Consider the following 26,955-nt stretch of genomic DNA (forward strand, 5'->3'; position numbering starts at 1 on the left):
TGACGAACAAAGAAGGATGACCAGCTCTCGTCATTGCGAGCGTAGCGAAGCAATCCAGGGCGGCGTGAACCGGCGCTGGATTGCTTCGCTACGCTCGCAATGACCGGAGACGGTCAGCGCCCCTTGATCACCCGCCCGATCGCCGAGCGCACATCGCGTTCGCCGTAGGGTTTGGTCACCACCGGCACGCTCTTGAACGCGCCGGACTGCAGCGAGCGTTCGCCGTAGCCGCTGGCGAAGATGAAGGGGATCGCCCGCGCTTCCAGTTCGTGGGCGACCGCCTCGCTGGTATCCTTGCCGAGGTTCACGTCGAGCATCGCGAAGCTCACGTCGGAGCCTTCGAGAATGCCCAGCGCGGCGTTGACGGAGCCGGCGATGCGGCAGTCGGTGAAGCCGAAGCCGCGCAGCACGTCCTCCGCCTCCATGGCGATGATCACGTTGTCCTCGACGATCAGCGCCGCGCCGGAGCCCAGTTCCTTGGTGAACTCGGCGGGTTGCGGAGGCTCGCTCACCGGCTCGCGCAGGACCGCGCCGGGGGTCTCGAAGCCGGAGATATGGTCGGAGGGGATCAGGAACAGCGCGTGCAACCCGTCCACGGGGTAGATCACCGAGGCCGAGCCGCCCAGTTCGTGCGGAATCGTGCGCTCGATGATGGTCGAGCCGAAGCCGCGCCGGGTGGGTTCCCGGACCGGCGGACCGCCTTCCTCGCGCCAGTCGATCTCCAGCGCGCCGTCGTCGCTGCGGTTCAGCGTCACGGTGACCTGCCCGTGCGAATCCGACAGCGCGCCGTACTTGCACGAATTGGTCATCAGTTCGTGGATCACCAGCGCCAGCGTGGTGAAGGCGGCGGGGGCGATCAGCGCGTCCGGCCCATCGATCACCACCCGGTCCAGCGAGTGGCTGGCATAGGCGTCGGTCTCGGTGCGGATCAGGTCGTAGAGCGAGGAGGGCGACCAGTCCTTGCGCGTTACCTGATCGTGCGCGCGGGCGAGGGCGTGGATGCGGCTGCCGACGATCTCGGCGAATTCGTCGATCGTGCGCGCGCCTTCCTTGCTCTGGGCGACGAGGCCGCGGATCAGGTTGAGGATGTTGCGCACGCGGTGGTTCAGTTCCGCGATCAGCATGTCCTGCTGCTGGCTGGCCTGCTCGCGCTCGACGTTGGCGGCATCCGATAGGCGCAGCACGACTTCGAGCAGGGTGATGCGCAGCGCTTCGGCGGAAGAGACTTCCTCGTCGGTCCAGGGACGCGAATAGCCGCGCCGCTCCTCGCGCCAGATCTCGAAGCTCTTGCGCGGGGTCAGGCGCGCGCCGTTAGGGCCGAGTTCGATGGCCTTTTCGGGGTTGCCGGCCCACTTCACCTCACGCACCGCCTCGCCCCGGAACAGCACGATGTAGTCGCGGGGGGATCGGCTGACCGGCAGGGCGAGGAGGCCCGATGCCTTGTCCGTCCATTCCGCCGCAGGCGGGTAGACCGCGGAAATGTTGTCCGAGGCCCAGACCGTGCTGGCCCCGGCGGTGTTGAGGAACCGCGCGAGGGTGGCGAACTGCGTCTGGTCGGGCACCGCGCCGTGGCCGATGAAGCGGCCGTCCACCCAGCCGACGACGCCGTCGAAGGGGATCACCTGCCGGATCGAATCGGTGAAGTCGTCGAAGGCTTCCAGCAGCGATCCGCCGCCGGCGACGCGGGCCATGATCTCGTCGTGGAGGCGCATCGATTCCGCGCGCTTCTCGGTCGAGAAATCGGTCTCCTTCTGCTCCAGCAGGTAAGAGAAGAATTCGCCGAACAGCTCGCTCGCGGTGCGTACCGAATAGGACAGCGTCAGCGGCGAATAGTGGTGGCAGGCCATCAGCCCCCACAGCTTGCCGCGCCGCATGATCGAGACCGACATCGACGCCTTCACGCCCATGTTGCGCAAGTATTCGATGTGGATCGGCGACACCGCGCGCAGGCCCGACATCGACAGGTCGAGCGGATCGCCGTTGGGATTGGTCGCGGGGATGATCGGCACCGTCGGGTCGTCGACGTCGCTGATGATGCGCAGCAGGTTGCGGGTGTAGAGCTTGCGCGCCTGCGCCGGAATGTCGGACGAGGGGAAGTGCTGGCCCTTGAAGCTGTCGACCATGCCGTTCAGGCTTTCGGCGATGACTTCGCCCGCGCCGTCGCCCTCGAAGCGGTAGACCATCACCCGGTCAAAGCCGGTGAGGCCGCGCAGATGGCGCGCGGCGCTGGAACACAACTGCTCGATGGAGGGCGACTGGCGGAGCCGCTCGATCATCGGGCGCACGTAGGAAACGAAGTCGCGGCGCTTGCCGCCTTCGTGGGGCTCGATTTCCAATATGAAAGAGCGGCCGGAATTGTGCACGGCGACGTCGAAGACGCGGCCGTCGCCGATCAGGTCCACCTCGAACATGCGCTCGACGGTGCCCGCGCTGCCGAGGATCTGCAGGCGCGTGCGGATGTCGTGCAGGGCTTCCTGCGACAGGAACTCGGTGGCGGAAAGGCCGACGAGATCGCGTGCGTCGCGGCCGAACAGGTCGGTGCAGTTCACCGAGACGTGGTTGATGATCCAGTCGCTGGAGAACGACAGCAGCCAGCCGAAGCTCTGGATGCGGCCGATGATGTGGATCGGCTCGAGGTCGCAGGTGGACAGGTCTACCTGGTGCATCGCGTCAGCCATCGACACGCGCCGCGAGGCCGGCACTGGCGGCGAACGCGCGCGAGAACGTCTCGAACGCGGCGAGGGCGGCGGTGCGCAGCGCCTCCGCCTGATCGGGCGCATATGTGCGGGTCCGCAGGACCGGGACGAGCGCCTTCCACGCGTCGTGGCCGCGCCCGTCGCTCATGTAGGCGGAGCGGAAGCCCTTCGACTCGCCCCAGTAGCCGCGCTGGCGGATGACCACGAGGCCAAGGCGCGAGCCGGAGACGACATAGGCGATGCCTGCCTCGCCGCCTGCCGCATCGAGCCCGGCAGGCGTCTCGATAGAGGGCACGGCATCGACGCCGAGAGCATCGAGATCGGCGCGCAGCATGGCCGGATAGTCCGGGCATTCGAGGCCGAGTTCGCTCTCCAGAAAGCCCCGGAACGCGGGGAACATCGGCTCCAGCCCGGCGGCGTGCGCGGCAAGGAAGCGCCCGAGCCCGTCGCGGGTCATCAGGTCCAGCGCGCCGAAGGATGCGTCCAGCCGCTCGTGAGAGGGGCCGGTCGCTTCGCGCAGCACGGTCAGCATGTCGGGCATTACGGGCGATCCGAGGGCGTCTTGCATGATTATCCGAATAGGGCCCCGGGGGGCGTTTGCAAGCGAGCCGACAAAGCGCGCCTGGGACCGGGAACACATGATCCCGGTGAATGTTCCTGAGTAACACATACCATGTCGGAAACCTCCGGTCTGTTCACTTATGACCGCATCTTGGAACCGTAGTGCCTTGGCCGGGTTGTCGTTTCCGGACGGCGCAGGATCGCGACACTTTGCGTCGGCCCTTCCGGTCGTCACGCCGATGCGTCACGCCGAGCCGCCCAAGGAGCAAAAATGAGCACGATCCCGCAGACAAGCCCGGTTTCCGCCGCCGCGATCGCCGGCAGCGACCTGCTCACGGCGCTGCGGCAGGACGACCTCTCGCTGATCGAATCGAAGCTGGGCGAGTGCCGGTTGAAGTCGGGCGAAATCATCTACCAGCCCGGCGACAGCGTCGATTACTGCTATTTTCCCACCGGGGGCGCGATGTGTTCCTACTTCGTCGAGATGGAGGACGGCACGGCGGTCGAAACCATCCTCGTGGGCCGCGAAGGGGCGCTGGGCGGGATCGTCAGCCACGGTTCGCTCCCGGCCTATGCGCGGGCCAACGTGCTGCACGACGGGGTGTTCCTGCGCATCGCCTCGCGCGATATCGAGGCGGCCAAGGAGCGCTCGCCCGCGATCGCGCATCTTTTCGCGCGCTATGCCGATTGCGTGATGGCGCAGGTGTTCCAGTCGATCGCCTGCAATGCCGTCCACACGATCGAGCAGCGCGCGGCGAAGTGGCTCTCGGCGGCCGTGGATCGCATCGGGCGCAACGACGTGACGATGACACAGGAGCAGCTCGCCTCGATGATGGGCATCGGCCGCAGCTACGCCAGCCGCGTCCTGCAGCGCTTCAAGCGCGACGGCATGGTGCGCACCCGTCGCGGCGGCATCGAGGTGCTCGACCGCGAAGGGCTGAAGAACCGCGCCTGTGCCTGCAACGACCAGGTCGAGGGGCATTTCCGCCGCGTGCTCGGGGACGTCTATCCCAAGGAGGGTTGAACCCCGTCGCGACGGGCCGTTTCGGGTCATCGTCGCAATACGGTCAGGATAACGCCATCGATATGCCATCGAACTGGCACTTTCACGTCATGAATGGCCCCTAGCACTCGCCCTCGCGACCAATAAGGGGGCAATATCCATGACCGAGATGAATCCGGTCACCGCCTATACGGACGGTGACGTCGATACCAATGACACCACGCAGCGCTCGCTGGAGAGCATGGCGGCGGAGCGCTATTCGCGCCGCTCGGCGATGTTCCGCGGCGCCGGGGCGACCACGATGGCCTTCATGGGCACTAGCCTTCTTGCCGCATGCGGTGACGACGGCGAAGGCGGCAGCATCGGCGGCGCCGTCTCCGTCTCGGCGGGCAGCAGCGTCGCCACCAGCGCGGGCCGCGTCGTCACGCTGACCGGCACCGTCTCCGGCAACGGCCAGGATGCGGGCTGGAACCAGCGCACCGGACCCGAAGTCGCGCTGATGGGCAGCGGCGCGACCGTGACCTTCATCGCGCCTGCCGTTGCGGCCGCCACCGATCTCGTCTTCCAGTTCAGCGCCAAGCCGCTGATCGGCGAGCCCGTGACCGCCACCACCACCGTGCGCGTCTCGCCCGCGGTGCTCGGCTTCACCGCCGTCGCCCACTCGCTGAGCGACGTCGCGATGGTTCCGGAAGGCTACTCGGTCACGATCATGACCCGCCTCGGCGACCCGATCGCCGCCGGTGTCTCGGCTTATGCCAACGACGGCAGCGACGCCGACTTCGACAAGCGCATCGGCGACCACCACGACGCGCTGCACTACTTCGGCCTCTCGGCTTCGGGCACGCCTGACCGCAACAGCTCGACGCGCGGCCTGATGGTCCAGAACCACGAGAACATCACCGAAACCTACCTGCACCCGGCCGGTCCCAGCGCCGCGCCGCGCCCGCTGGCCGAAGCGCTCAAGGAGATCGAGTGCCACGGCGTCTCGGTCGTCGAGTATGTCGACGGCGGCAACCGCAAGTGGACCTACAAGCAGGACAGCACCTTCAACCGCCGCATCACCCCCAACACGCCGATGTCGTTCCACGGCCCGGCGGCGGGTTCGGCCTACCTCGTCACCGCGTACTCGAAGGATGGCACCGCCGGTCGCGGCACCATCAACAACTGCGCCAACGGCGTGACCGGCTGGAACACCAACCTTACCTGCGAAGAGAACTACGCGGGCTACTTCCGCCGCGATGCGGCTGACGACGCCAAGCGCACCCCGGCCGAACTGGCCTCGCTGCGGCGCAACGGCATCACCAGCCGCTCGGGCAACTACAGCTGGTCGACCGCGTCGAGCACCGACACGCGCTTCACCCGCTGGAACGCGACGATCACCGGCGCCGCCGCTACCGACGACTTCCGCTACGAGCCGAACCAGTACGGCTGGGTGGTCGAGATCGACCCGTACAACCCAACCTCGACCCCGCGCAAGCGCACCGCGCTGGGCCGCTTCGGCCATGAAGGCGCCTTCGTGCGTATCGCCGCCGGCCAGAAGCTGGGCGCCTACATGGGCGACGATTCGCGCGGCGAATACCTCTACAAGTTCGTCTCGAACGAGACCTGGGCCGCTGCCGATGCCGACGCCACCGACCGCCTCGCGGTGGGTGACAAGTACCTCGACGCCGGTACGCTCTACGTCGCCCGCTTCAACGCGGACGGCACCGGCACCTGGCTGCCGCTGGTCTACAGCCCGACCTTCCCGAAGCGTCCGGCAAGCGGCACCTACCCCGAGTATACCTTCACCAGCCAGGCCGACATCTGCGTCAACACCCGCTTCGCCGCCGACGCGGTGGGCGCGACGCCGATGGACCGCCCGGAATGGACCGTGGGCAACCCGGTCACCGGTGAAATCTACCTGACGCTGACCAACTCGAACAATTCGTTCCGCCCAGTCACCGGCACCAACGCCGCCAACCCGCGCTCGTACAACGACCCCAAGGGTCCGTCGAACTCGGCACAGACCGGCAACCCGAACGGCCACATCGTGCGCCTGCGCGAAGATGGCGACACCACCAGCGCCACGACGTTCAAGTGGGACATCTACCTCTTCGGTGCCGACTCCACCGACGCCGATCCCACCAACGTCAACATCTCGGGCCTCACCACCGCGAACGATTTCTCGAGCCCGGACGGCGCGTACTTCTCGCGTTCGACCAACCCCTCGGGCCAGATCAATCCGCTGATGTGGATCGAGACCGACGACGGCGCGCTGACCGACCGCACCAACTGCATGCTGCTCGCCGCGATCCCCGGCCACGTCGGTGACGGCGGCGCCTATACGGTGAACAACGCGGGCAACACGCAGAACACGTTCGTCGGTGCCAAGGCGACTGCGGCCAACCTGCGCCGCTTCCTCGTCGGCCCGGTCGAATGCGAGATCACTGGCATCGACCAGACGCCGGACGGCCGCACCCTGTTCGTGGGCATCCAGCATCCGGGTGAGGGCGGTTCCTACTCGGCGCCGACCAGCCACTGGCCGTACTCGCAAGACGGCAGCACGCCGGCCGCCAGCGTGCGTCCGCGTTCGGCGCTGATCGCGATCACCAAGAACGATGGCGGCGTGATCGGTCTCTGATCGAAGCTCCCCTTGGGGAGAATGCCCTGAGGGAGAATGCAGGGGAGGGGGCGCCGGCGGGCGCCTCCTCCCTTGGCGTTTGTGCGGAATCCTCCCCGTTGCGCAGCAATGGGGAGGGGGACCGCCGCGAAGCGGTGGTGGAGGGGGCGAAGGCGCGCGGGTTCCCCCTCCGTCAGTCGCGGCGCGACTGCCACCTCCCCATCGCTTCGCGACAGGGAGGATTTAGGGTCAGAACCGGTCGGCGTTCATCACTTTCGCCCAGGCCGCGACGAAGTCATCCACGAACTTCTGCTTCGCGTCGTCCGAGGCGTAGACCTCAGACACCGCCCGCAGTTCCGAATTCGACCCGAACGCCAGGTCCACCGGGCTCGCCGTCCAGCGCAGCTTGCCGGTCTTGCGGTCCTTGCCATCATAGAGCCCCGGCGCCGCACTCTTCGACCAGACCGTGTCCATCGACAGCAGGTTGACGAAGAAGGCATTGTCGAGACTGCCGGGCGTCGTGGTGAAGACCCCCGCGCTCGACTTGCCCGCATTGGCGCCCAGCGCGCGCATGCCGCCCACCAGCACCGTCATCTCCGGCACCGTCAGGTTCAGGGCGTCGGCCTTGTCGACCAGCGCGGCGGCCGGGTCGAGCCGGTAGTCCGCCGTGTAGAAGTTGCGGAAACCGTCGGCCTTGGGTTCGAGGTACGCGAAGGAGGCCACGTCGGTCTGGTCCTGCGCCGCATCGACGCGGCCCGGCGTGAAGGGCACCGTTACCGGATACCCCGCCTTGCTCGCCGCCTGTTCGACACCGGCATTGCCTGCCAGTACGATGAGGTCGGCCATCGACACCGCTTTTCCGGACTTCGCGAAGTCGGCCTGCACCGCCGTCAGCTTCGCCAGCACCTTGGCCAGTTCGGCCGGATCGTTGACCGCCCAGCCGCGCTGCGGGTCCAGCCGCAGGCGCGCGCCATTGGCGCCGCCGCGCATGTCGGTGCCCCGGAAGGTCGAAGCCGAGGCCCAGGCCGTGCGCACCAGTTCGGGCGTCGTCAGGCCGGAGGCGAGCACCTTGGCTTTCAGCGCGCTCTGGTCCGCTTCGCCCAGGGGTGCGAAGCTCGCCTGCGGCAGCGGATCCTGCCACGAGAACGTCTGGTTCGGAACGTCCTTGCCCAGATAGCGCGCCTGCGGGCCGAGGTCGCGGTGCGTCAGCTTGAACCACGCGCGGGCGAAGGCCTGCGCGAATTCCTCGGGATTCTCGTGCCAGCGCTGCGCGATCTTGAGGAATTCGGGGTCCTGCTTGATCGCGATGTCGGTGGTGAACATGATCGGCGCGTGGGTCTTGCCCTTGATGTGCGCGTCGGGGACCATGTTGGCGGCCGCCGGGTCGGTGGGAATCCACTGCGTCGCGCCCGCCGGGCTCTTGGTCTTAACCCACTCCATTCCGAGCAGGTTGTCGAGGTACTGCGAGGTGAACTTGATCGGATTCGCCGACCACGCCCCTTCGAGGCCGCTGGTGATGGCATCCTCGGCATTGCCCTTGCCGCACGTGTTCTCCCAGCCCAGGCCCTGCTTCTCGGTCCCGGCGGAGGAGGGATCGGCGCCCATGCACTTGTTCGGATCATGCGCGCCGTGGGCCTTGCCGAAGGTGTGGCCGCCCGCGATCAGCGCCAGCGTCTCCTCGTCGTTCATCGCCATGTTGCCGAAGGCGCGGCGGATGTCGGCGGCGGCGGAGATCGGATCGTGGTTGCCGTTCGGGCCTTCCGGGTTGACGTAGATGAGGCCCATCTGCGTCGCGGCGAGCGGGCCTTTGAGGTTGCCCTTCGCGTCGCGGCGCTTGTCGGTCATCATCTTGGTTTCCGGCCCCCAGAACACAAGGTCCGGCTGCCATGCGTCGATGCGGCCGCCCGCGAAGCCGATGGTCTTGAAGCCCATGTCCTCCAGCGCGACGTTGCCGGTCAGCACCATGAGGTCGCCCCATGACAGCTTGCGGCCGTACTTCTGCTTGATCGGCCAGACGAGGCGGCGGGCCTTGTCGAGACTGACGTTGTCGGGCCACGAATTCAGCGGCTCGAAGCGTTGTTCGCCGCCGTCCGAACCGCCGCGCCCGTCGCCGACGCGGTAGGTGCCCGCGCTGTGCCAGGCCATGCGGATGAAGAACGGGCCGTAGTGTCCGTAGTCGGCGGGCCACCACGATTGCGAGGTGGTCAGCACCTTGCGGATGTCCGCCTTGACCGCGTCGAGGTCGAGCGTGGCGAACTCCTTCGCATAGTCGTAATCGGCACCGTAGGGGTTGGACTGCGCCTCGTGCTGGCGCAGCGCGGTGAGGTCGAGGGTGCTGGGCCACCAGTCCTTGTTGGACATGCCGCCGGGCTTGGTGCCGGCGGGAGGGGCGGGCTGTTCGGTGACCGTCTCCGCCTCGGTCGCGGCCTTGTTCGGCTTGGCCTGTTCGGCGGCCGACGCGGGCGCTGCGAGCGCGCAGCACGCGGCGCCGAGCATCAGCGCGAGCATGCGGTTTCCAGGGGTGTTCATGGCCTCTCTCCTCCTGTTGCTTTGGCCCTTGCAAGGGCGGCCAGAGGGTACGCCCCGAGGGACGGGACCGTTAGTGCGCTTCGTCGATGAGAGTGATCGGGCAGGGCGATCAAAATCGAAAGGTTAAGCGAGCTGCGCGATTTGTTGCCGCTCCATCGCCGGGGCGTTGCGCGCGGGCGGCTCTGGAAACGCGAGGCGAGCTGGCCTAATAGACAATCCTGTTGAATAGCGCGCATGGGAGAGACCGCGTGACCGAACCGGAGGCTTACGAGCCCAGCCGTCTGACCGCAGCGGACATGGACGCCGAAGTGCTCGCCACTTATCCGACCGAGGCGTTTCTCTCGAAGGACTACCTTGCGGCGGAGAAGACGCTGCTGTGGCCCAAGGTCTGGCAGATGGTCGAGCGCGAGAGCGACCTGCCGAACCCCGGCGACTGGCTGACTTACGACGTCGCCGACGAATCCGTGATCGTGCTGCGCAAGGACGACGGTTCGCTGAAGGCCTTCCACAACGTCTGCCCGCACCGGGGGCGCCAGCTCGTGTCGGTGCCGGACATGCTGCCGGGAAAGGTCCATGATGTCCGGGGCTCGAACCGGCGCAACTTCATCTGCGGCTTCCACGGCTGGACCTTCGACCTCGAGGGGCAGAACACCTACATCCTCGATCCGCAGGACTGGCAGAACAAGCTGACGGCAGAGATGACCTGCCTGTCCGAAGTCCAGGTCGATACCTGGGGCGGCTACATCTACATCACGATGGACCCCGACGCCGTGCCGCTGGCCGAGTGGATGGGCCGTGCGGGGGAAATCCTCGGTCACTTCCAGCTGGAGAAGATGCACTACAAGTGGCGCCAGTGGGCGATCTACGACTGCAACTGGAAGACTGCGATCGAGGCGTTCCTCGAACCCTACCACGTCGCGGGCACGCATACCCAGCTGCTGGCCTATGGCGATTACTATGCGCTGAGCCGCCAGTACGGGCTGCACTCGGTCTCCAGCTACGACACGCGCGATGCCAAGTTCGAGATGAGCGAGAGCGCCGGCACCACCCGCGCCGGCAAGGGCGACGACCCGCGCGTTTCCACCTACGAGCTGATCCGCGAGAACTACGAGACGGTGAACTACTCCGCCTCCACCGAGACGCTGGTGAACGCCGCCGCTCGCCTCCAGATCGAGCTTCCGGAGGACGCCACCCCGCAGGAATGCATCGCCCACTGGCTGAAATCCGCCAAGGCCGACGACGCCGCGCGCGGGGTGATCTGGCCCGAGGTTCCGCCCGAGATCAAGAAGGAAGGCGGCCTCGCCTGGGGCCTGTTCCCCAACCAGAACATCCTCCACGGCGAGACCTTCGCGCTGTGCTACCGCGTGCGCCCCTACAAGGATGACCCGGACAAGTGCGTGTTCGAAAGCTACGCCCTCGAACGCTTCCCGGAAGGGGAGGCGCCGCAGACCGAGTGGACCTATGCCGACCCCATCGGCGAGAACTGGGGATCGGTGTTGGCGCAGGACTTCTCCAACATGCAGTTCGTGCAGAAGGGCATGAAGTCCAGCGGCTTTCGCGGACCCTTGCCCAACCCGCACCAGGAGCAGAAGGTCATCAACCTCCACCGCAACCTGGCGAACTTCATGGGCGGGCGAGGGGCGCCGACCAAGCTGGACGTCTGGCCCCGGAACTGAGCTGCATACTCGGGAGTTTTACGAGGGTTAACGGGCGCGCCGTCCATTTTTGACGCGCCTCCTCGAAAGGCTCGTCCATGAACACGAAGATTCTCGCCCTGGCCCTTGCCGGTTCCACCGTGGCGCTCAGCGCCTGCGCCACGGACGGCTATGGCGGCGGCTATGGCTACAGCTCGGTCGGCTGGGGCACGCCTTATGCCTATGACGGCTATTACGACGGGTACTACGGCCCGATCCACGACGGCTACTGGGGCAGCGACGACTACTTCTACTACCGCAACAACGACCGCGACCACCGCTACCGCCGGGGCGACCGCAACCACATCATGCGCGCACCCCCTCAGGGCCAGCACAACTACCAGCCGTTCCGGGGCGAGATGCGCCCGCAGCAGGGCATGAAGATGCCGATGTGGCGCGGCGGCGGCGATCATGATGGCGGCGGACGCGGCGACGGCCGCCGACCGGGCCGCGGCCGCCGCTGAGGCGGCTCAGTCGTCCTCTTCCCGCGTGCGCCGTGCCTCGATGGTACGGCGCAGCTGCTCCAGCTTGGCGTCGATCACCGCGCGCGTCTCTTCCACGGTGGGCATCTGCGCCTCGATGTCGCGCCGGACCCGCTCGTAGAGCGCCGAGCCCGGCCGCGCGTCCTGCGTAGGCGGCGCGGCGTAGCGCTCCGGCATGCGCTGGCGCAGCAGGAACAGCATGAGCGCGGTGTCGTGGCGGGTATATGTGGCGACCACCTTGCCCTGGCTCGCCACCGGGCGTTCCTCGCCCAGGATCGCGCGTTCGAGCGCGCAGTCCTGCAGCCGCAGCATGCCCCGGTCGACCGCCTTGTCCCAAGCGGCCGAGAACCCTTCGGCGCCCTTCATCAGCCGCAGCTTGTAGAGCGCCTCGAGGCTCGCCCCGATCGCGCGGGCCGCCTGCGTGACGATCCCGCTGGCGGCGAGCGCGGCGATGAACATGCGCTGCCGGTCGGGCGTGATCGAGTTGCGGCGCGGACGGCTGTGCAGATAGGGCGCGAAGCCGAGCAGCGGATCGTCCGCCTCGGGCAAGTCCTCGAAGAAGGCCATGGCCGAAGTGCGCCGCGAAGGCCGCACCGACCGGCACCCCACACGTTCCTCCCCGAGCTTGTCTCGGGGAGGGGGACCGCCGACGCAGTCGGTGGTGGAGGGGGAAGACCGCGCACGAGATCGCCCGGCCTCACCGCCGGGCGCGGTATCGTCAGAAGATTTCACGCGAAGCCGCGAAGCCGCAAAGGATTTACCGCCGCGCCGGCGTCGAGCATGTGCCGGGGGCGTGGAGGATCGGTCCGTCATAAGGCGTGGAACTCCATGGGGTGTTGGAGTGGATGCCCCTCATGGCGGACCTATGTATCGCGGGCCGGGGTGTGTAGGAAAATGGTTTGTGATGCTAATCGGTAATAGCATCAATCAGCAGGTTTCGATGCTTTCACTATCTGGTAGCGTTTGGCGCGTTCATCCATCCAAAGTGTTCTGCTGAAGCAAACGTTTACCCTTCGACGGGTTTCATTTGAATATTGATCTAATCCCCATGAGAATACGTGCTTGTATTTCGCCAAATTTTCTCGGCTCATGGTGAATGCTACGGTGCGGCCTAGGTCGAAGTCAAACAGGCTTCCATATCCAGAGTTGGCGTTGAACGACGATATAGTCACATCTTTGCAAGTGACGCTATCGTCCTTATAGTCGCTCATTACGTATTGTTTTGTGCCTTCGTTTAATTTGTTAATCAAATTTACGCCTGAAATCACGTTTATATTTTGTACTCTGGCGTTGACCAGGTGGTGTGTTTGCCGGATTGGGGCTTCCGTAATAGCGACTAGGGTTTCTACGTCGCCTCTCCGTGCGCGCCCGAAATGTTCAAGATCTGTTTCGTCGACGTCTTGTCCGAGATTTTGCTTAAACACCCTATCTGTTAATCGGCGCAGGAGTTCGGCAGCTGAAATTCCAGCTGCGGCCGCCCCAATTGAAGCAAATGGCGTGCTCTCAATAATAGCGGCAAAGTCGGCTATTAAGCTTCCTTCGCGCATTGGGTTTGCGACTATTGAATGGCGCCCTTCAAAGTCGCCGCGTTGTCGGATTTTTCCTGTTTCAACATAGTTGGCGACTAAGGAAAGGGTTCTGGCAAAGCCTGCTAAGCCGGTGTAGCCGTCATAAGCTTCAAATTGATGCTTTTCTGCGAGATCGCCAGTCATATGAAGCTGAAATGGTACTTGAACTAAAGCCATCTTATGCCCCCTTATGGAGCGAAAGAGGAAAATTAGCGGGGTTTGTCAAGGATTGGTACGCGCAGGTTCCTGCTTAGGCGATGGGTGAAACGATGGGTGACTTGTCGGTTGGTGCAATTGGCGCGGCGGTTATCGCCGGCTTGGTGTCTTTAATGGGACTAATTATCAGCAAGGAATCCAAAATTTCCGACTTTCGTCAGGAATGGGTCAATAGTCTCCGTTCAGAAGTGGTCAATTTCCTCGTATCGTCTAACCAAATAGTTGACGCCTTTCAAGGTAATGAAAAAAATATCGATGAATTACAGAAAATAATTTCTCCGTTGTATTCAAAATTGAACGAATCATCATTTTTAATTTCACTACGATTGAACGCATCTGAATCTCAATCGCAGAAAGTGCTTTCCGCAATGCATGATCTCGTTTCGCTTCTTTCGAGCGGAGAGCGTTTTGGGGGTGATCGGGTGCGCCCTCTAGAGGCGGTTGTTCTTACGGAGGCTAAGTTGCTGCTAAAGGCGGAGTGGAAGCGAGTTAAAAGGGGTGAGTTTATATTCACCTTCACCAAATGGTCCTTGGTCGCTGCCTTGATGGCTGCGTCGTCATTTTTGATGATTGAACATGCTGGTGGAATTAGCCTTGGATTTCAAAAGCAGCGGATCATTAAGGATGTTGATAAGCGCGATCGTGCGCCAGCGGCTCATGCGCTCGAACCGTCCGCGAATTCCCAGACCTTATTGCGGCACAAATAGCTGTTCTTGACCCCATCCCCCCAATCCCCTAAAGGCGCGCATCCCTCGCGGGCTTGCTCGCGGTGGATATACAGAGCTGAACATTGCCGTTCCGGCGCGTTTCTCGCAGTTTTTCCGTGGCTTTCGGGCCTCGGCCAAGCGGGGAGACACGGATCGCTCTCTTCACCCGAATCGGGTGAGGGTGCATCCCTCGGGCGGGCGGCAAAGTAATCCGGCAGCGCTCATCGGCGGCCGGGTGGAGTGTTTTTCGGCTCACGGGTGCGGCCTTCCTCGTTTGAACGAGGGGGCAGGGCAAACCGATGGCGGTCCCAGTCCCCCAAGTTTTCTTGGCGCTGGGATGACGGCCTCGCGGTTTCCTTCCTGCATCGCGTGATCGTCTACTCTTCTCCCGTCATCGCAGTTGTGGCCCTCCCGGCCCGGTGACCACCGGGGTGCGACGGGTCGATACCGATGGTTTCGGTGTCGATCCATCGCACTCCCATTTGAAAGAAGAGTATAGATGCCCACTATCAACCAGCTGGTCCGCAAGGGCCGCGAACCGCAGAAGGCCAAGTCCAAGGTTCCTGCGATGGAGCAGAACCCGCAGAAGCGCGGCGTCTGCACCCGCGTCTACACGACCACCCCGAAGAAGCCGAACTCGGCACTTCGCAAGGTCGCCAAGGTGCGCCTGACCAACAGCCGCGAAGTCATTTCGTACATCCCGGGTGAAGGCCACAACCTGCAGGAGCACTCGGTCGTGCTCATCCGCGGCGGCCGCGTCCGCGATCTTCCCGGCGTTCGCTACCACATCCTGCGCGGCGTGCTCGACACCCAGGGCGTCAAGGATCGCAAGCAGAGCCGCTCGAAGTACGGCGCCAAGCGTCCGAAGTAAGCCACTCACAAGGCTCGCGGCGGGGCACCCGTCATCCCAGCGCAGGCTGGGACCGCTGGCAGCCTAGAAGCGGCCTTGAAGTACTAACACTTACCGAGCGCCCAGTGAGGCCAGCGGTCCCGGATCAAGTCCGGGATGACGTCTGAAGACCTCCGCTACGCTCCGGACCATTTGGAGTTTAAAAAATGTCACGTCGTCGTCGTCCCGAGAAGCGGGAAATCCTGCCTGATCCCAAGTTCGGGGATCTCATCCTGTCCAAGTTCATGAACAACCTCATGTACGACGGCAAGAAGTCGGTCGCCGAAGCGATCGTCTACGGTGCCATGGAAACCATGGAAACCCGCGCCAAGTCGGACCCGATCCAGCTGTTCCACGACGCCCTCAACAACGTCGCGCCGCAGATCGAAGTGCGTTCGCGCCGCGTCGGCGGTGCGACCTACCAGGTCCCCGTCGAGGTTCGTCCCGAGCGTGCGCAGGCTCTCGCCATCCGCTGGCTGATCACCGCCGCGCGCAACCGTCCCGAGACCACCATGTCGGCACGCCTCTCGGGCGAGCTGCTGGACGCCTCGAACAACCGCGGCAACGCGGTCAAGAAGCGCGAAGACACGCACCGCATGGCGGACGCGAACCGCGCCTTCTCGCACTACCGCTGGTAATGTGCTGAGTGTGCGCCCGGATGAGTTGGTCATTCGGGCGTCACACTTTTATTTCAGGGGGCGAGGGTCTATCTGAAGGCCGCTCTCGCTCCCGAAACCCTCGCTAAGGATTCTCCCATGGCACGCAGCCATCCGCTGAATATGTACCGTAACATCGGTATCATGGCGCACATCGACGCTGGCAAGACCACGACGACCGAGCGCATCCTCTACTACACCGGCAAGTCCTACAAGATCGGCGAAGTCCACGACGGCGCTGCGACCATGGACTGGATGGAGCAGGAGCAGGAACGCGGCATCACGATCACCTCGGCTGCCACCACCTGCTTCTGGACCGCAGAGGGCCAGGAATACCGCATCAACATCATCGACACCCCGGGCCACGTCGACTTCACCATCGAAGTCGAACGCTCGCTGCGCGTGCTCGACGGTGCGGTGGCATGCTTCGACGGCGTTGCCGGCGTGGAGCCGCAGTCGGAAACCGTATGGCGCCAGGCCGACAAGTACGGCGTCCCCCGCATGTGCTTCATCAATAAGTTGGACCGTACCGGCGCGAACTTCAAGTATTGCGTCCAGTCGATCATCGATCGTCTTGGTGCTACTCCGGCCGTGCTTTACATTCCTATTGGTCTGGAAGCCGACCTCAAGGGTCTCGTTGACTTGGTGCACAACCGCGCGATCGTCTGGAAGGACGAGTCGCTTGGTGCCGAATTCTTCTACGAAGAGATTCCGGCCGAGCTGGCTGACGAAGCCGCCGAGTACCGCATGAAGCTCATCGAACTCGCCGTCGAGCAGGACGACGAGGCGATGGAAGCGTACCTCGAAGGCAACGAGCCCGACGTCGCGACGCTCAAGAAGCTGATCCGCAAGGGTACGCTGGGCCATGCGTTCGTGCCGGTCGTCTGCGGTTCGGCGTTCAAGAACAAGGGCGTTCAGCCCCTGCTCGACGCCGTCGTCGATTACCTGCCTTCGCCGCTCGACATCGAAGACGTCCAAGGCGTCAAGGTCGACAGCGACGAGCCTGACAGCCGCCCGCCGGCCGACGACGCGCCGTTCTCGGCTCTCGCGTTCAAGGTCATGAACGACCCGTTCGTGGGCTCGCTCACCTTCGCTCGCATCTATTCGGGTACGCTCTCGAAGGGCACGTACCTGAACTCGGTGAAGCAGAAGAAGGAAAAGGTCGGCCGTATCCTCGAGATGCACGCCAACGAGCGTAAGGACATCGACGAGGCCTTCGCGGGCGACATCGTTGCTCTTGCCGGCATGAAGGAAACCACCACGGGCGACACGCTCTGCGCCGAACGCGCGCCGATCGTTCTCGAACGCATGGAATTCCCCGAGCCGGTCATCGAGCTGTCGGTGGAGCCCAAGACCAAGGCCGACCAGGAGAAGATGGGCATCGCGCTCAACCGTCTCTCGGCCGAGGATCCCTCGTTCCGCGTCTCGACCGACCACGAGTCGGGCCAGACCATCATCAAGGGCATGGGCGAACTTCACCTGGACATCATCGTCGACCGTATGCGTCGCGAGTTCAAGGTTGAGGCGAACGTCGGTGCGCCGCAGGTGGCTTACCGCGAATACCTCGGCAAGGCTGTGGACGTGGATTACACCCACAAGAAGCAGTCGGGCGGTACGGGTCAGTTCGGCCGCGTGAAGGTCAAGGTCACGCCGGGCGAGCGCGGTGCGGGCATCACCTTCAAGGACGAGATCAAGGGCGGTAACATTCCGAAGGAATATATCCCCGCGATCGAAAAGGGCATGCGCGAAACCGCTGCCTCGGGCTCGCTGGTCGGCTTCCCGATCATCGACTTCGAAATCGTCCTTTACGACGGTTCGTACCACGACGTCGACTCGAGCGCCCTGGCGTTCGAAATCGCCGGTCGCGGTGCCATGCGTGAAGTCGCCCAGAAGGCCGGCATCAAGCTGCTTGAGCCGATCATGAAGGTCGAGGTCGTGACCCCGGAAGAGTTCATGGGCGACGTCATCGGCGACCTCAACTCGCGTCGTGGCCAGATCCAGGGCACCGACAGCCGTGGTAACGCACAGGTCGTGGAGGCGAACACGCCGCTCGCGAACATGTTCGGCTACGTGAACTCGCTGCGCTCCTTCACCCAGGGCCGCGCGAACTACTCGATGATCTTCTCCCACTATGACGAAGTCCCGGCGAACGTCGCGGCCGAAGTCAAGGAGAAGCTCGCCTAAGGGCGGGCGGGATCAAGCATACTCTTGCCTGACGGCAGGATTGGTTATAGGGGCGGCGCCTGCATCCGCGGGCTCCGCTCCGATACCCCGCAGATTCGAAATCAAGACGAAAGAAGGTTTGAAAGATGGCCAAGGCTAAATTTGAGCGGAACAAGCCGCACTGCAACATCGGCACCATCGGTCACGTCGACCACGGCAAGACCACGCTGACCGCTGCGATCACCAAGGTGATGGCTGAAGCGTTCGGCGGCACCGCCGTCGACTTCGCCAACATCGACAAGGCTCCGGAAGAGCGCGAGCGCGGCATCACCATCTCGACCGCCCACGTCGAGTACGAGACCGACGCCCGCCACTACGCGCACGTCGACTGCCCGGGTCACGCTGACTACGTCAAGAACATGATCACCGGTGCCGCCCAGATGGACGGCGCGATCCTCGTCGTGAACGCTGCTGACGGCCCGATGCCGCAGACCCGCGAGCACATCCTGCTCGCTCGCCAGGTCGGCGTGCCGCAGCTGGTCGTGTACATGAACAAGGTCGACCAGGTCGACGACGAAGAACTGCTTGAGCTGGTCGAACTCGAAGTTCGCGAACTGCTCTCGTCGTACGACTTCGACGGCGACAACATCCCCGTCGTCAAGGGTTCGGCTCTGGCCGCTCTCGAAGGCCGCGACGACAACATCGGCAAGGAATCGATCCTTGAGCTGATGAAGGCCGTCGACGACTTCATCCCGCAGCCGCCCCGCCCGACCGACAAGCCCTTCCTGATGCCCGTCGAAGACGTGTTCTCGATCTCGGGCCGTGGTACGGTTGTGACCGGCCGCGTCGAGACCGGCATCGTCAAGGTTGGTGAGGAAGTCGAAGTCGTCGGCATCCGCAACACCCAGAAGACCACCGTCACCGGCGTCGAAATGTTCCGCAAGCTGCTCGACCAGGGTGAAGCCGGCGACAACATCGGTGCACTGGTTCGCGGTCTGAAGCGTGAAGACGTCGAGCGCGGCCAGGTTCTGGCCAAGCCGGGCACCGTGACCCCGCACACCGAGTTCTCGGCAGAAGTCTACGTTCTGTCGAAGGACGAAGGCGGTCGTCACACCCCGTTCTTCGCGAACTACCGTCCGCAGTTCTACTTCCGCACCACCGACGTGACCGGCGAAGTGATCCTCCCCGAGGGCACCGAGATGGTCATGCCGGGCGACAACGTCTCGCTGTCGGTCAAGCTGATCGCTCCGATCGCCATGGACGAAGGTCTGCGCTTCGCAATCCGCGAAGGCGGCCGCACCGTCGGCTCGGGCGTCGTTGCCTCGATCACGAAGTAATTCGTCGATCGGCCAACAACGGCTGAAGTGATTGGCCCGGCGTCTCGAAAGAGACGCCGGGCTTTTCGCGTTTATGGGATGCTTCGTCTCGTCATTGCGAGCGTAGCGAAGCAATCCAGGGCGGTGCAGCACTGCCCTGGATTGCTTCGCTACGCTCGCAATGACGGAAGGGGAGGGCGTTCAGACGGTGCGGCTCAGGGCTGCCGCAGTTCGCCCCGTGCGATCTTCCACGCATCCGACCCCTTGGGCGCCTCGGGAATGGACTTCAGGTCGATGTAATAGACGGGCTCCGGCACTTTGCCGAATGGTATGGTGATGCACGGGCCGAGGCAGCCCGGGAGGTTCCACAGGTCCGGCGGATGCAGCGCCCCTGTGCGCGTGCTCTCGTCGACGGATTTCGATGCGGGAACCCGCTCGCTGGAGCCGTCGCCGCCGTGGGAGCAGACGACGATCGTGCCGTCGTTGCCTCCATTGCTGGCGCGGGCTGCGTCGCGGCAGGCATCGTCTATCGGGCCGCCCCTTGGGTCGGGTATGTCGACGTGGGCCGTGAGAACGTCGGTGTCGTCGAGATCGATGGGAATTTCGCTTCCGGTGGGGCCGTAGGCAGAGCCTGCGGCGGCAGCGGGCGCGGAAGCAAGGCAAGCGAGGGTCAGCGCGGCAAGCACGCTGGAAATTGTCGTGGTAGTGGAGGGCATTGGCAGCGGCTTCTGTTAGGCGTCGCGATGCCAACCTAGGGAGTGCATCGGGCGCAGGGAAGGGCCGATGCGACGAACCGCGCTTCGTGCCGCCGAAAACCTGCCGATCCGCGTAAAATCAGGGCTTGCCCGACTCGCCCTTCACGTGTAGGGGCGCGGTTCGAATTTGACGGGACCTCGTGTCCTATGGCTCTTTCTCATCGGTAGTAGGTAATGGAAGCTCAGAACATCCGTATCCGCCTGAAGGCGTTTGACCATCGCGTGCTCGACCAGGCTACTGGCGAAATCGCTGACACGGCCCGCCGCACCGGCGCTCTGATTCGTGGCCCCATTCCGCTGCCGACCAAGATCGAGAAGTTCACGGTCAACCGTGGTCCGCACATCGACAAGAAGTCGCGTGAGCAGTTCGAAGTCCGCACCTACAAGCGTCTGCTTGATATCGTGCAGCCGAACGCCGCTACCGTTGACGCGCTGATGAAGCTGGACCTCGCGGCCGGCGTGAACGTCGAGATCAAGCTGGCCTGAAGCCGGTTTAACGGGGTGATCTGAAGAGGTCGCCCCGATGGTCCTTTCCGATCGGACCCTAACTAGATCGAGGACTATCTTGTCGGCTTCGCTAGCCGGCTTTGCGGGGAGAAACCCGCAGAGACAGCGCCCTGAGGGAAAAGCCCGAAGGGACACAAGGGATACCTCCGGCGACGCCTTCGGGTTTCGTTCGGGAATGCGTCCCCCGTCTCGCTTCCGTCAGTCCTTCGGGGCTTGCAGGGAGCACCTGACCCGGACGGGGTTCGTATCACACACAGGGTTGGACATGCGTGCGGGGGATGGTCCTGCGTACGCCTCTGTAAGGAGTAAGGTCATGCGTACCGGCGTGATCGCAAAGAAAGTCGGGATGACCCGCCTGTTCCAGGAGGACGGTCGCCACGTGCCCGTCACCGTCCTGGCGCTGGAGGATTGCCAGGTCGTCTCAGTCCGTACCGAAGAACGTGACGGCTACGTCGCCGTTCAGCTCGGTGCCGGCGAAGCGAAGCAGAAGAACGTTGCCAAGCCGCAGCGCGAACACTTCGCCAAGGCTCAGGTTCCCCTCAAGATGCGCGTCGCGGAATTCCGCGTCGCCGACGATGCCCTCCTCGAGGTTGGCGCGACGATTGCGGCTTCGCACTTCGTCCCGGGCCAGCTCGTCGACGTGGGCGGCCACACCCAGGGTAAGGGCTTCCAGGGCGCTATGAAGCGCTGGGGCTTCGGCGGTATGCGCGCCACCCACGGTGTGTCGATCTCGCACCGTGCGCACGGTTCGACGGGTAACCGTCAGGATCCGGGCAAGGTGTTCAAGAACAAGAAGATGGCCGGCCACATGGGCGACCGTCAGCGCACCCAGCAGAACCTCGAAGTCGTCCGCGTGGACGATGAGCGCGGCCTGATCTTCGTCAAGGGCTCGGTCCCGGGCGCGAAGAACTCGTGGCTGACCGTTGCGGACGCCGTCAAGGTCGACCGTCACGGCGAGGCTCCGTACCCCGCCGGCATCAAGTCGGTTGGCAACACCAACGACACGGCCGCTGCCGACACGCCTGCTGAAACCGCGGCGCCCGAAGCGACCGAAGGCCAGGAGGGCTAATCATGAAGGTTCAGGTCCTCAACATCGACGGTTCGACCGCCAACGGCGACATCGAGCTTTCGGACGACGTGTTCGGCCTCGAGCCGCGCGCGGACATCCTGCACCGCGTCGTCACCTGGCAGCTCGAGAACCGTCGCGGCATCGCCCGTGCGACCCGCGAGCGTTCGGAAGTCGCGCGCACCGGCAAGAAGTTCGGCAACCAGAAGGGCGGTGGTACCGCTCGTCACGGCGACCGCGCTGCTCCGGTGTTCATCGGCGGTGGTAAGGCTCACGGTGCCCGTCGCCGCGAGTTCAACATCTCGCTCAACAAGAAGATCCGTGCGCTCGGTCTGAAGATGGCCCTCTCGGCCAAGGCTCAGAACGGCCTCGTGATCGTCGACTCGCTCGACGTCGCCGACGCCAAGACCAAGGCTCTGGCCGGTCAGCTCGCCAAGGCGAACTTCGGCAAGAAGGTTCTCGTCATGGACGGCGATCAGGTCAACGAGGGCTTCGCCCTGGCGGCCCGCAACATCGTCGGCGTGAACGTTCTCCCGGCTGTCGGCGCGAACGTCTACGACATCCTGAAGCATGATACGCTGGTGCTGACGCGCGCCGCTGTCGAGAAGCTGGAGGCGCGTTTCAATGGCTAAGTCCGTCGACATTCGTCACTATGACGTGATCGTCGCCCCGCACATCACCGAGAAGTCGACCCTGCTTTCCGAGCAGAACGCAGTCGTCTTCAAGGTGGCCGACAAGGCGACCAAGCCCGAGATCAAGGCTGCCGTCGAGGCAATCTTCGATGTCAAGGTGACCGGCGTGAACACGCTCGTCGTCAAGGGCAAGACCAAGCGCTGGCGCGGTAAGGCTTACCGTCGCAGCGACGTGAAGAAGGCGATCGTCACGCTGGCCGAAGGCCAGTCGATTGACATCACCGAAGGCGCGCGGGGTTAATTTCCGATGGCACTCAAGCATTACAACCCGACCAGCCCCGCACGCCGCGGCCTGGTCCTCGTCGACAAGTCGTCGCTCTGGAAGGGCAAGCCCCTCAAGGCGCTGACCGAAGGCAAGAGCAAGACCGGCGGCCGCAACAACAAGGGTCACGTGACCTCGCGCGGCATCGCTGGCGGCCACAAGCAGAAGTACCGCTTCATCGACTTCAAGCGTCGCAAGTGGGACATGGAAGCCACCGTGGAGCGGATCGAGTACGATCCCAACCGCACCGCGTTCATCGCGCTGGTGAAGTACACGGACGGCGAACTGACCTACATCATCGCGCCGCAGCGTCTGGCAGTCGGTGACGTCATCGTCGCCGGCGAGAAGACCGACGTGAAGCCGGGCAACGCCATGCTTCTGTCGCAGATGCCGGTCGGCACGATCTGCCACAACGTCGAGATGAAGCCCGAAAAGGGCGGCCAGATCGCACGTTCGGCAGGGACCTATGTCCAGGTCGTCGGTCGTGACCGCGGCATGGTCATCGTCCGCCTGAACTCGGGCGAGCAGCGCTACCTGCGCGGCGATTGCATGGGCACGGTTGGCGCGGTCTCGAACCCCGACAACTCGAACCAGACCCTCGCCAAGGCCGGTCGCGGTCGCTGGCTGGGCCGTCGTCCGCTTACCCGCGGCGTCGCCAAGAACCCGGTCGACCACCCGCACGGTGGTGGTGAAGGCCGTACCTCGGGTGGTCGTCACCCGGTTACGCCCTGGGGCAAGCCGACCAAGGGTGCCCGCACCCGCAACAACAAGCAGACGGACAAGCTCATCATCCGTTCGCGTCACGCCAAGAAGAAGAGGTAAGTCACGATGGCACGTTCCGTCTGGAAAGGCCCCTTCGTCGACCTCTACCTTCTCAAGAAGGCCGAAGTCGCGCAGGATGCCGGCAGCCGCGCTGGTCCGATCAAGACCTGGTCGCGTCGCTCCACCATTCTCCCGCAGTTCGTTGGTCTCACCTTCCAGGTGTACAACGGGCACAAGTTCATTCCCGTTGCGGTCAACGAGGACATGGTCGGTCACAAGCTGGGTGAGTTCGCTCCCACCCGCTCGTTCCCCGGCCACGCCGCCGACAAGAAGGGCAAGCGCAAGTGAGCAAGCAAGCAGCACCCCGCCGCGTAGGTGACAAGGAAGCTCTTGCGGTCAACACGAACATTCGTGGTTCGGCCCAGAAGCTCAACCTTGTCGCCGCCCTGATCCGCGGCATGCGCGCGGAAGACGCGATGAACGTCCTGGCCTTCTCCAAGAAGGCCATGGCGGTCGACGCCCGCAAGGTTCTCGCCTCGGCGATCGCCAACGCGGAAAACAACCACAACCTCGACGTCGACGCTCTCGTCGTCGCCGAGGCGTCGGTCGGCAAGTCGGTGACCATGAAGCGTTTCCACGCTCGTGGCCGCGGCAAGTCCACGCGCATCCTGAAGCCGTTTTCGCGCCTGCGGATCGTCGTTCGCGAAGTCGAGGAGGCCTGATCCATGGGTCATAAGAGCAATCCGATCGGTCTGCGCCTGCAGATCAACCGTACCTGGGACAGCCGTTGGTTCGCCGAAGGCCGGGACTACGGCAAGCTGCTTGAGGAAGACCTCAAGATCCGCAAGTTCATCATCGAGACCCTGCCGCAGGCTGCGATCTCGAAGGTGGTGATCGAGCGTCCGGCCAAGCTGTGCCGCATCTCGATCTTCGCTGCCCGTCCCGGTGTCATCATCGGCAAGAAGGGCGCGGACATCGAGAAGCTGCGCAAGCAGCTGGCCGCGATGACCTCGAGCGAAGTGAAGCTGAACATCGTCGAAATCCGCAAGCCGGAAGTCGATGCCAAGCTGATCGCCCAGGGTATCGCCGACCAGCTGATCCGCCGCGTGGCGTTCCGCCGTGCGATGAAGCGCGCGATGCAGTCCGCCATGCGTCTGGGTGCCGAAGGCATCAAGATCATGTGCGGTGGCCGTCTCGGCGGCGCTGAAATCGCCCGTCTGGAGCAGTACCGCGAAGGTCGCGTTCCGCTTCACACGCTGCGTGCGAACATCGACTATGCCGCTGCCGAGGCGCTGACCGCCTACGGTATCATCGGCATCAAGGTGTGGGTCTTCAAGGGCGAGATCCTTGGTCACGACCCGATGGCGCAGGATCGACTGATGATGGAGGCTCAGACCTCCGGCGTCCGTCCGGCCCGCTGAGTCTAGGATAGAGTTAGCACCATGCTGCAACCGAAAAAGACCAAGTTCCGCAAGGCCTTCAAGGGCCGGATCAAGGGCGACGCCAAGGGTGGCACCGACCTGAACTTCGGTTCCTACGGCCTCAAGGCCATGGAGCCCGAGCGGATCACCGCCCGCCAGATCGAAGCGGCCCGCCGCGCGATCACGCGTCACCTCAAGCGCCAGGGTCGTCTCTGGATCCGCGTCTTCCCGGACGTGCCGGTTTCGAAGAAGCCTGCCGAAGTCCGTCAGGGTAAGGGCAAGGGTTCGGTCGAATACTGGGCGGCCCGCGTCAAGCCCGGCCGTATCCTGTTCGAAGTGGACGGTGTTGCCGGCCAGCTCGCCGCCGAGGCTTTCAGCCGCGCCGCGATGAAGCTGCCGATCAAGACCAAGGTCGTCGCCCGCCTCGGTGACACCTCGCACCTGGGAGGCGAATAATGGCCAAGACCGAAGATCTTCGCGCCAAGACCGACGACCAGCTGACCGCTGACCTCGTCGATCTCAAGCGCGAGCAGTTCAACCTGCGTTTCCAGGCTGCTACGAGCCAGCTCGAAGCCCCGGCACGCATCAAGGAAGTCCGTCGCGACATCGCCCGCATCAAGACGCTCCAGGCTGAGCGTTCCGCCGCGGCGAAGGCGTAAGGAGAAACACGATGCCCAAGCGTATTCTTAGCGGGACTATCGTCTCCGACAAGACGGACAAGACCGTGACCGTGCTCGTCGAGCGCAAGGTGAAGCACCCCCTCTACGGGAAGATCATCCGCCGCTCGAAGAAGTACCACGCCCACGACGAGGACAACGCCTTCAAGACCGGCGAGAAAGTCCGGATCGAGGAGACGGCGCCTTACTCGAAGACCAAGACCTGGAAGGTTCTTGACCGTCTTCAGGCGAGCAAGGGTACGGCACTCGAAGCCGAGGTTTGATCCTCCGCTGAGATCGAAGCCGGGGCTGCAAAGTCCCGGCTTTGGCCTTACCTGACACAAGTGTTGACCTTCGCGGGTGAATGCGGCAAAGGGCCGCCTTCGCCCGCGCAGGGCGACTCGGGCCTCTTCGGGGGCCTGTCTTTTTAGGAACTGCCGGACTGGTTCCGGCAAGCCAGATGAGAAGGACTCGGATCGATGATCCAGATGCAATCCAATCTCGACGTGGCGGACAACAGCGGCGCGAAGCGCGTCCAGTGCATCAAGGTACTGGGTGGCTCCAAGCGTCGTTTCGCCGGCGTCGGCGACATCATCGTGGTGTCGATCAAGGAGGCGCAGCCCCGCGCTCGCGTCAAGAAGGGCGACGTTCACCGTGCTGTGATCGTGCGCACCCGCAAGGACGTGCGCCGCACGGACGGCAGCGTGATCCGCTTCGACAGCAATGCTGCCGTGCTGATCAACAAGAACGAGGAGCCGATCGGCACCCGTATCTTCGGCCCCGTGGTGCGCGAACTGCGCGGCCGTGGCTTCATGAAGATCATCTCGCTCGCGCCGGAGGTGCTGTAATGGCCGCCGCTAAGATCAAGAAGGGTGACTCCGTCGTCGTCCTGTCCGGCAAGGACAAGGGCCGCACCGGCACCGTGCTTCAGGTTATCCCGAAGGACGGCAAGGTCGTGGTTGAAGGCGTGAACGTCGCTACCAAGCACCGCAAGCCGACCCAGCAGAACCCGCAGGGTGGCATCGACCGCGTTCCCGCTCCGATGGCGATCAGCAAGATCGCCGTTGCGGACAAGGACGGCAAGCCGACCCGCGTTCGCTTCGAAATCAAGGACGGCGTCAAGGTCCGCGTGGCCGTGAAGTCCGGGGAGACGATCGATGGCTGAGCAGTACACTCCGCGTCTGCGCACGAAGTTCGACGCTGAAATCGCGAAGGCGATGACCGAGAAGTTCGGTTACAAGAACGTGATGGAAATCCCGAAGATCGAGAAGATCACGCTCAACATGGGCGTCGGTGAAGCCAGCCAGGACAAGAAGAAGGTCCAGACTGCCGCTGCCGAGATGGAACTCATCGCCGGTCAGAAGCCCGTCATCACCAAGGCCCGCAAGTCGATCGCACAGTTCAAGCTGCGCGAAGGCATGCCGATCGGCTGCAAGGTGACGCTCCGCCGCGAGCGCATGTACGAGTTCCTGGATCGTCTCGTCACGATCGCGATGCCCCGCATCCGCGACTTCCGTGGCCTGAACCCCAAGTCGTTCGACGGCCGTGGCAACTACGCCATGGGCCTGAAGGAGCAGATCATCTTCCCGGAGATCAGCTACGACAAGATCGACAAGGTTCGTGGCATGGACATCATCGTGACCACCACCGCGAAGACCGACGACGAAGCGCGCGAGCTGCTGCGTCTGTTCGGTTTCCCGTTCCCGGCTGAAGAGTCGGAACAGCAGGAGGCGGCGTGAGCCGCTGAGGAAGAGA

The 26,955-nt window shown here is 64.0% G+C and carries 29 protein-coding genes; 23 read left to right on the plus strand and 6 right to left on the minus strand.

What is annotated here, in order from left to right:
* Positions 1 to 113: 113 nt before the first annotated feature.
* Positions 114 to 2,678 carry an HWE histidine kinase domain-containing protein gene (locus PKE80_RS23640; RefSeq protein WP_271184614.1) on the minus strand — a complete coding sequence of 855 codons (2,565 nt, stop codon included), beginning with the start codon at positions 2,676 to 2,678 and terminating at the stop codon, positions 114 to 116.
* Positions 2,671 to 3,264 carry a biliverdin-producing heme oxygenase gene (locus tag PKE80_RS23645; protein ID WP_271184615.1) on the minus strand — a complete coding sequence of 198 codons (594 nt, stop codon included), beginning with the start codon at positions 3,262 to 3,264 and terminating at the stop codon, positions 2,671 to 2,673. The genes PKE80_RS23640 and PKE80_RS23645 overlap by 8 nt, the downstream gene beginning before the upstream one ends.
* 264 nt (positions 3,265 to 3,528) lie before the next feature.
* Here PKE80_RS23645 and PKE80_RS23650 point away from each other — a divergent pair, with 264 nt between their 5' ends.
* A complete protein-coding gene (locus PKE80_RS23650; RefSeq protein ID WP_271184616.1) occupies positions 3,529 to 4,281 on the plus strand; it encodes a Crp/Fnr family transcriptional regulator in 753 nt (250 codons plus the stop codon).
* Positions 4,282 to 4,420: 139 nt separating this feature from the next.
* Complete coding sequence (locus PKE80_RS23655; protein ID WP_271184617.1) at positions 4,421 to 6,880, plus strand: PhoX family protein; 2,460 nt, start codon at positions 4,421 to 4,423, stop codon at positions 6,878 to 6,880.
* A gap of 228 nt (positions 6,881 to 7,108) precedes the next feature.
* Here the strand turns inward: PKE80_RS23655 and katG are convergent, their stop codons facing one another.
* Entirely contained in the window at positions 7,109 to 9,388 is a 2,280-nt protein-coding gene (gene katG / locus PKE80_RS23660) for a catalase/peroxidase HPI (RefSeq protein ID WP_271184618.1), read from the minus strand.
* A gap of 296 nt (positions 9,389 to 9,684) precedes the next feature.
* Between katG and PKE80_RS23665 the strand changes: the two genes are divergently transcribed.
* A complete protein-coding gene (locus tag PKE80_RS23665; protein WP_370424445.1) occupies positions 9,685 to 11,064 on the plus strand; it encodes an aromatic ring-hydroxylating oxygenase subunit alpha in 1,380 nt (459 codons plus the stop codon).
* A 77-nt stretch (positions 11,065 to 11,141) separates the two neighbouring features.
* Positions 11,142 to 11,546 (plus strand): hypothetical protein, encoded by a 405-nt coding sequence (locus PKE80_RS23670; protein WP_211150382.1) that lies wholly within the window; start codon positions 11,142 to 11,144, stop codon positions 11,544 to 11,546.
* Between the two features lie 6 nt (positions 11,547 to 11,552).
* Here PKE80_RS23670 and PKE80_RS23675 read toward each other — a convergent pair whose 3' ends face one another.
* Positions 11,553 to 12,158, minus strand: coding sequence for a hypothetical protein (locus PKE80_RS23675; RefSeq protein WP_271184620.1), 606 nt, complete (start codon positions 12,156 to 12,158; stop codon positions 11,553 to 11,555).
* Positions 12,159 to 12,487: 329 nt separating this feature from the next.
* Positions 12,488 to 13,276 carry a DUF7946 domain-containing protein gene (locus PKE80_RS23680; protein WP_271184621.1) on the minus strand — a complete coding sequence of 263 codons (789 nt, stop codon included), beginning with the start codon at positions 13,274 to 13,276 and terminating at the stop codon, positions 12,488 to 12,490.
* 113 nt (positions 13,277 to 13,389) lie between these two features.
* Between PKE80_RS23680 and PKE80_RS23685 the strand changes: the two genes are divergently transcribed.
* The 5 genes from PKE80_RS23685 (at position 13,390) to tuf (ending at position 19,100) form a co-directional block, all read left to right on the plus strand.
* Positions 13,390 to 14,055 carry a hypothetical protein gene (locus PKE80_RS23685; RefSeq protein WP_271184622.1) on the plus strand — a complete coding sequence of 222 codons (666 nt, stop codon included), beginning with the start codon at positions 13,390 to 13,392 and terminating at the stop codon, positions 14,053 to 14,055.
* Positions 14,056 to 14,554: 499 nt separating this feature from the next.
* The gene (gene rpsL / locus PKE80_RS23690) at positions 14,555 to 14,926 is read left to right on the plus strand and encodes a 30S ribosomal protein S12 (protein ID WP_007011879.1); all 372 of its coding nucleotides are present in this window, start codon (positions 14,555 to 14,557) and stop codon (positions 14,924 to 14,926) included.
* Positions 14,927 to 15,111: 185 nt separating this feature from the next.
* On the plus strand, positions 15,112 to 15,582 hold the full coding sequence (rpsG, locus tag PKE80_RS23695; protein ID WP_008828242.1) for a 30S ribosomal protein S7: 471 nt from the start codon (positions 15,112 to 15,114) through the stop codon (positions 15,580 to 15,582).
* Between the two features lie 117 nt (positions 15,583 to 15,699).
* The gene (gene fusA / locus PKE80_RS23700; RefSeq protein WP_008828241.1) at positions 15,700 to 17,784 is read left to right on the plus strand and encodes an elongation factor G; all 2,085 of its coding nucleotides are present in this window, start codon (positions 15,700 to 15,702) and stop codon (positions 17,782 to 17,784) included.
* Positions 17,785 to 17,909: 125 nt separating this feature from the next.
* Entirely contained in the window at positions 17,910 to 19,100 is a 1,191-nt protein-coding gene (tuf, locus tag PKE80_RS23705) for an elongation factor Tu (protein WP_008828240.1), read from the plus strand.
* Positions 19,101 to 19,294: 194 nt separating this feature from the next.
* Here tuf and PKE80_RS23710 read toward each other — a convergent pair whose 3' ends face one another.
* Positions 19,295 to 19,795: a hypothetical protein gene (locus tag PKE80_RS23710; protein WP_271184623.1), complete on the minus strand. Its 501-nt coding sequence runs from the start codon at positions 19,793 to 19,795 to the stop codon at positions 19,295 to 19,297.
* 213 nt (positions 19,796 to 20,008) lie between these two features.
* Here PKE80_RS23710 and rpsJ point away from each other — a divergent pair, with 213 nt between their 5' ends.
* The 14 genes from rpsJ to rplE all read left to right on the plus strand — a co-directional run bounded on the left by rpsJ (position 20,009) and on the right by rplE (position 26,939).
* Positions 20,009 to 20,320: a 30S ribosomal protein S10 gene (gene rpsJ / locus PKE80_RS23715; protein WP_007011873.1), complete on the plus strand. Its 312-nt coding sequence runs from the start codon at positions 20,009 to 20,011 to the stop codon at positions 20,318 to 20,320.
* Between the two features lie 334 nt (positions 20,321 to 20,654).
* Positions 20,655 to 21,410 carry a 50S ribosomal protein L3 gene (gene rplC, locus PKE80_RS23720; protein WP_008828238.1) on the plus strand — a complete coding sequence of 252 codons (756 nt, stop codon included), beginning with the start codon at positions 20,655 to 20,657 and terminating at the stop codon, positions 21,408 to 21,410.
* 2 nt (positions 21,411 to 21,412) lie between these two features.
* A complete protein-coding gene (rplD, locus tag PKE80_RS23725; protein ID WP_008828237.1) occupies positions 21,413 to 22,039 on the plus strand; it encodes a 50S ribosomal protein L4 in 627 nt (208 codons plus the stop codon).
* Positions 22,032 to 22,340, plus strand: a complete 309-nt coding sequence (locus PKE80_RS23730) for a 50S ribosomal protein L23 (RefSeq protein WP_008828236.1) — start codon at positions 22,032 to 22,034, stop codon at positions 22,338 to 22,340. The genes rplD and PKE80_RS23730 overlap by 8 nt, the downstream gene beginning before the upstream one ends.
* 6 nt (positions 22,341 to 22,346) lie before the next feature.
* Positions 22,347 to 23,183: a 50S ribosomal protein L2 gene (rplB, locus tag PKE80_RS23735; RefSeq protein WP_008828235.1), complete on the plus strand. Its 837-nt coding sequence runs from the start codon at positions 22,347 to 22,349 to the stop codon at positions 23,181 to 23,183.
* Between the two features lie 6 nt (positions 23,184 to 23,189).
* Positions 23,190 to 23,471: a 30S ribosomal protein S19 gene (rpsS, locus tag PKE80_RS23740; protein WP_008828234.1), complete on the plus strand. Its 282-nt coding sequence runs from the start codon at positions 23,190 to 23,192 to the stop codon at positions 23,469 to 23,471.
* Positions 23,468 to 23,845, plus strand: coding sequence for a 50S ribosomal protein L22 (gene rplV / locus PKE80_RS23745; RefSeq protein WP_008828233.1), 378 nt, complete (start codon positions 23,468 to 23,470; stop codon positions 23,843 to 23,845). Before rpsS ends, rplV begins: the two co-directional genes overlap by 4 nt.
* A 3-nt stretch (positions 23,846 to 23,848) precedes the next feature.
* A complete protein-coding gene (gene rpsC / locus PKE80_RS23750) occupies positions 23,849 to 24,544 on the plus strand; it encodes a 30S ribosomal protein S3 (protein WP_008828232.1) in 696 nt (231 codons plus the stop codon).
* Between the two features lie 21 nt (positions 24,545 to 24,565).
* On the plus strand, positions 24,566 to 25,000 hold the full coding sequence (gene rplP / locus PKE80_RS23755; protein ID WP_008828231.1) for a 50S ribosomal protein L16: 435 nt from the start codon (positions 24,566 to 24,568) through the stop codon (positions 24,998 to 25,000).
* On the plus strand, positions 25,000 to 25,203 hold the full coding sequence (gene rpmC, locus PKE80_RS23760) for a 50S ribosomal protein L29 (protein ID WP_008828230.1): 204 nt from the start codon (positions 25,000 to 25,002) through the stop codon (positions 25,201 to 25,203). The genes rplP and rpmC overlap by 1 nt, the downstream gene beginning before the upstream one ends.
* 11 nt (positions 25,204 to 25,214) lie before the next feature.
* Positions 25,215 to 25,484: a 30S ribosomal protein S17 gene (gene rpsQ, locus PKE80_RS23765; RefSeq protein WP_008828229.1), complete on the plus strand. Its 270-nt coding sequence runs from the start codon at positions 25,215 to 25,217 to the stop codon at positions 25,482 to 25,484.
* A gap of 195 nt (positions 25,485 to 25,679) precedes the next feature.
* Positions 25,680 to 26,048 carry a 50S ribosomal protein L14 gene (gene rplN / locus PKE80_RS23770; protein ID WP_008828228.1) on the plus strand — a complete coding sequence of 123 codons (369 nt, stop codon included), beginning with the start codon at positions 25,680 to 25,682 and terminating at the stop codon, positions 26,046 to 26,048.
* Positions 26,048 to 26,365 (plus strand): 50S ribosomal protein L24, encoded by a 318-nt coding sequence (gene rplX, locus PKE80_RS23775; RefSeq protein ID WP_271184624.1) that lies wholly within the window; start codon positions 26,048 to 26,050, stop codon positions 26,363 to 26,365. The genes rplN and rplX overlap by 1 nt, the downstream gene beginning before the upstream one ends.
* Positions 26,358 to 26,939, plus strand: coding sequence for a 50S ribosomal protein L5 (rplE, locus tag PKE80_RS23780; RefSeq protein WP_008828226.1), 582 nt, complete (start codon positions 26,358 to 26,360; stop codon positions 26,937 to 26,939). The genes rplX and rplE overlap by 8 nt, the downstream gene beginning before the upstream one ends.
* Positions 26,940 to 26,955: the final 16 nt, after the last annotated feature.

This window comes from Novosphingobium resinovorum, from assembly GCF_027922145.1.
In the GTDB taxonomy this organism is placed as follows: domain Bacteria; phylum Pseudomonadota; class Alphaproteobacteria; order Sphingomonadales; family Sphingomonadaceae; genus Novosphingobium; species Novosphingobium resinovorum.

Excerpts from the sequence above, each read along its gene's own strand:
- PKE80_RS23640 (WP_271184614.1), bottom strand. The coding sequence starts at position 2,678 with ATGGCTGACGCGATGCACCAGGTAGACCTGTCCACCTGCGACCTCGAG.
- PKE80_RS23645 (WP_271184615.1), bottom strand. The coding sequence starts at position 3,264 with ATGCAAGACGCCCTCGGATCGCCCGTAATGCCCGACATGCTGACCGTG.
- PKE80_RS23650 (WP_271184616.1), top strand. The coding sequence starts at position 3,529 with ATGAGCACGATCCCGCAGACAAGCCCGGTTTCCGCCGCCGCGATCGCC.
- PKE80_RS23655 (WP_271184617.1), top strand. The coding sequence starts at position 4,421 with ATGACCGAGATGAATCCGGTCACCGCCTATACGGACGGTGACGTCGAT.
- katG (WP_271184618.1), bottom strand. The coding sequence starts at position 9,388 with ATGAACACCCCTGGAAACCGCATGCTCGCGCTGATGCTCGGCGCCGCG.
- PKE80_RS23665 (WP_370424445.1), top strand. The coding sequence starts at position 9,685 with ATGGACGCCGAAGTGCTCGCCACTTATCCGACCGAGGCGTTTCTCTCG.
- PKE80_RS23670 (WP_211150382.1), top strand. The coding sequence starts at position 11,142 with ATGAACACGAAGATTCTCGCCCTGGCCCTTGCCGGTTCCACCGTGGCG.
- PKE80_RS23680 (WP_271184621.1), bottom strand. The coding sequence starts at position 13,276 with ATGACTGGCGATCTCGCAGAAAAGCATCAATTTGAAGCTTATGACGGC.
- PKE80_RS23685 (WP_271184622.1), top strand. The coding sequence starts at position 13,390 with ATGGGTGAAACGATGGGTGACTTGTCGGTTGGTGCAATTGGCGCGGCG.
- rpsL (WP_007011879.1), top strand. The coding sequence starts at position 14,555 with ATGCCCACTATCAACCAGCTGGTCCGCAAGGGCCGCGAACCGCAGAAG.
- rpsG (WP_008828242.1), top strand. The coding sequence starts at position 15,112 with ATGTCACGTCGTCGTCGTCCCGAGAAGCGGGAAATCCTGCCTGATCCC.
- fusA (WP_008828241.1), top strand. The coding sequence starts at position 15,700 with ATGGCACGCAGCCATCCGCTGAATATGTACCGTAACATCGGTATCATG.
- tuf (WP_008828240.1), top strand. The coding sequence starts at position 17,910 with ATGGCCAAGGCTAAATTTGAGCGGAACAAGCCGCACTGCAACATCGGC.
- PKE80_RS23710 (WP_271184623.1), bottom strand. The coding sequence starts at position 19,795 with ATGCCCTCCACTACCACGACAATTTCCAGCGTGCTTGCCGCGCTGACC.
- rpsJ (WP_007011873.1), top strand. The coding sequence starts at position 20,009 with ATGGAAGCTCAGAACATCCGTATCCGCCTGAAGGCGTTTGACCATCGC.
- rplC (WP_008828238.1), top strand. The coding sequence starts at position 20,655 with ATGCGTACCGGCGTGATCGCAAAGAAAGTCGGGATGACCCGCCTGTTC.
- rplD (WP_008828237.1), top strand. The coding sequence starts at position 21,413 with ATGAAGGTTCAGGTCCTCAACATCGACGGTTCGACCGCCAACGGCGAC.
- PKE80_RS23730 (WP_008828236.1), top strand. The coding sequence starts at position 22,032 with ATGGCTAAGTCCGTCGACATTCGTCACTATGACGTGATCGTCGCCCCG.
- rplB (WP_008828235.1), top strand. The coding sequence starts at position 22,347 with ATGGCACTCAAGCATTACAACCCGACCAGCCCCGCACGCCGCGGCCTG.
- rpsS (WP_008828234.1), top strand. The coding sequence starts at position 23,190 with ATGGCACGTTCCGTCTGGAAAGGCCCCTTCGTCGACCTCTACCTTCTC.
- rpsC (WP_008828232.1), top strand. The coding sequence starts at position 23,849 with ATGGGTCATAAGAGCAATCCGATCGGTCTGCGCCTGCAGATCAACCGT.
- rplP (WP_008828231.1), top strand. The coding sequence starts at position 24,566 with ATGCTGCAACCGAAAAAGACCAAGTTCCGCAAGGCCTTCAAGGGCCGG.
- rpmC (WP_008828230.1), top strand. The coding sequence starts at position 25,000 with ATGGCCAAGACCGAAGATCTTCGCGCCAAGACCGACGACCAGCTGACC.
- rpsQ (WP_008828229.1), top strand. The coding sequence starts at position 25,215 with ATGCCCAAGCGTATTCTTAGCGGGACTATCGTCTCCGACAAGACGGAC.
- rplN (WP_008828228.1), top strand. The coding sequence starts at position 25,680 with ATGATCCAGATGCAATCCAATCTCGACGTGGCGGACAACAGCGGCGCG.
- rplX (WP_271184624.1), top strand. The coding sequence starts at position 26,048 with ATGGCCGCCGCTAAGATCAAGAAGGGTGACTCCGTCGTCGTCCTGTCC.
- rplE (WP_008828226.1), top strand. The coding sequence starts at position 26,358 with ATGGCTGAGCAGTACACTCCGCGTCTGCGCACGAAGTTCGACGCTGAA.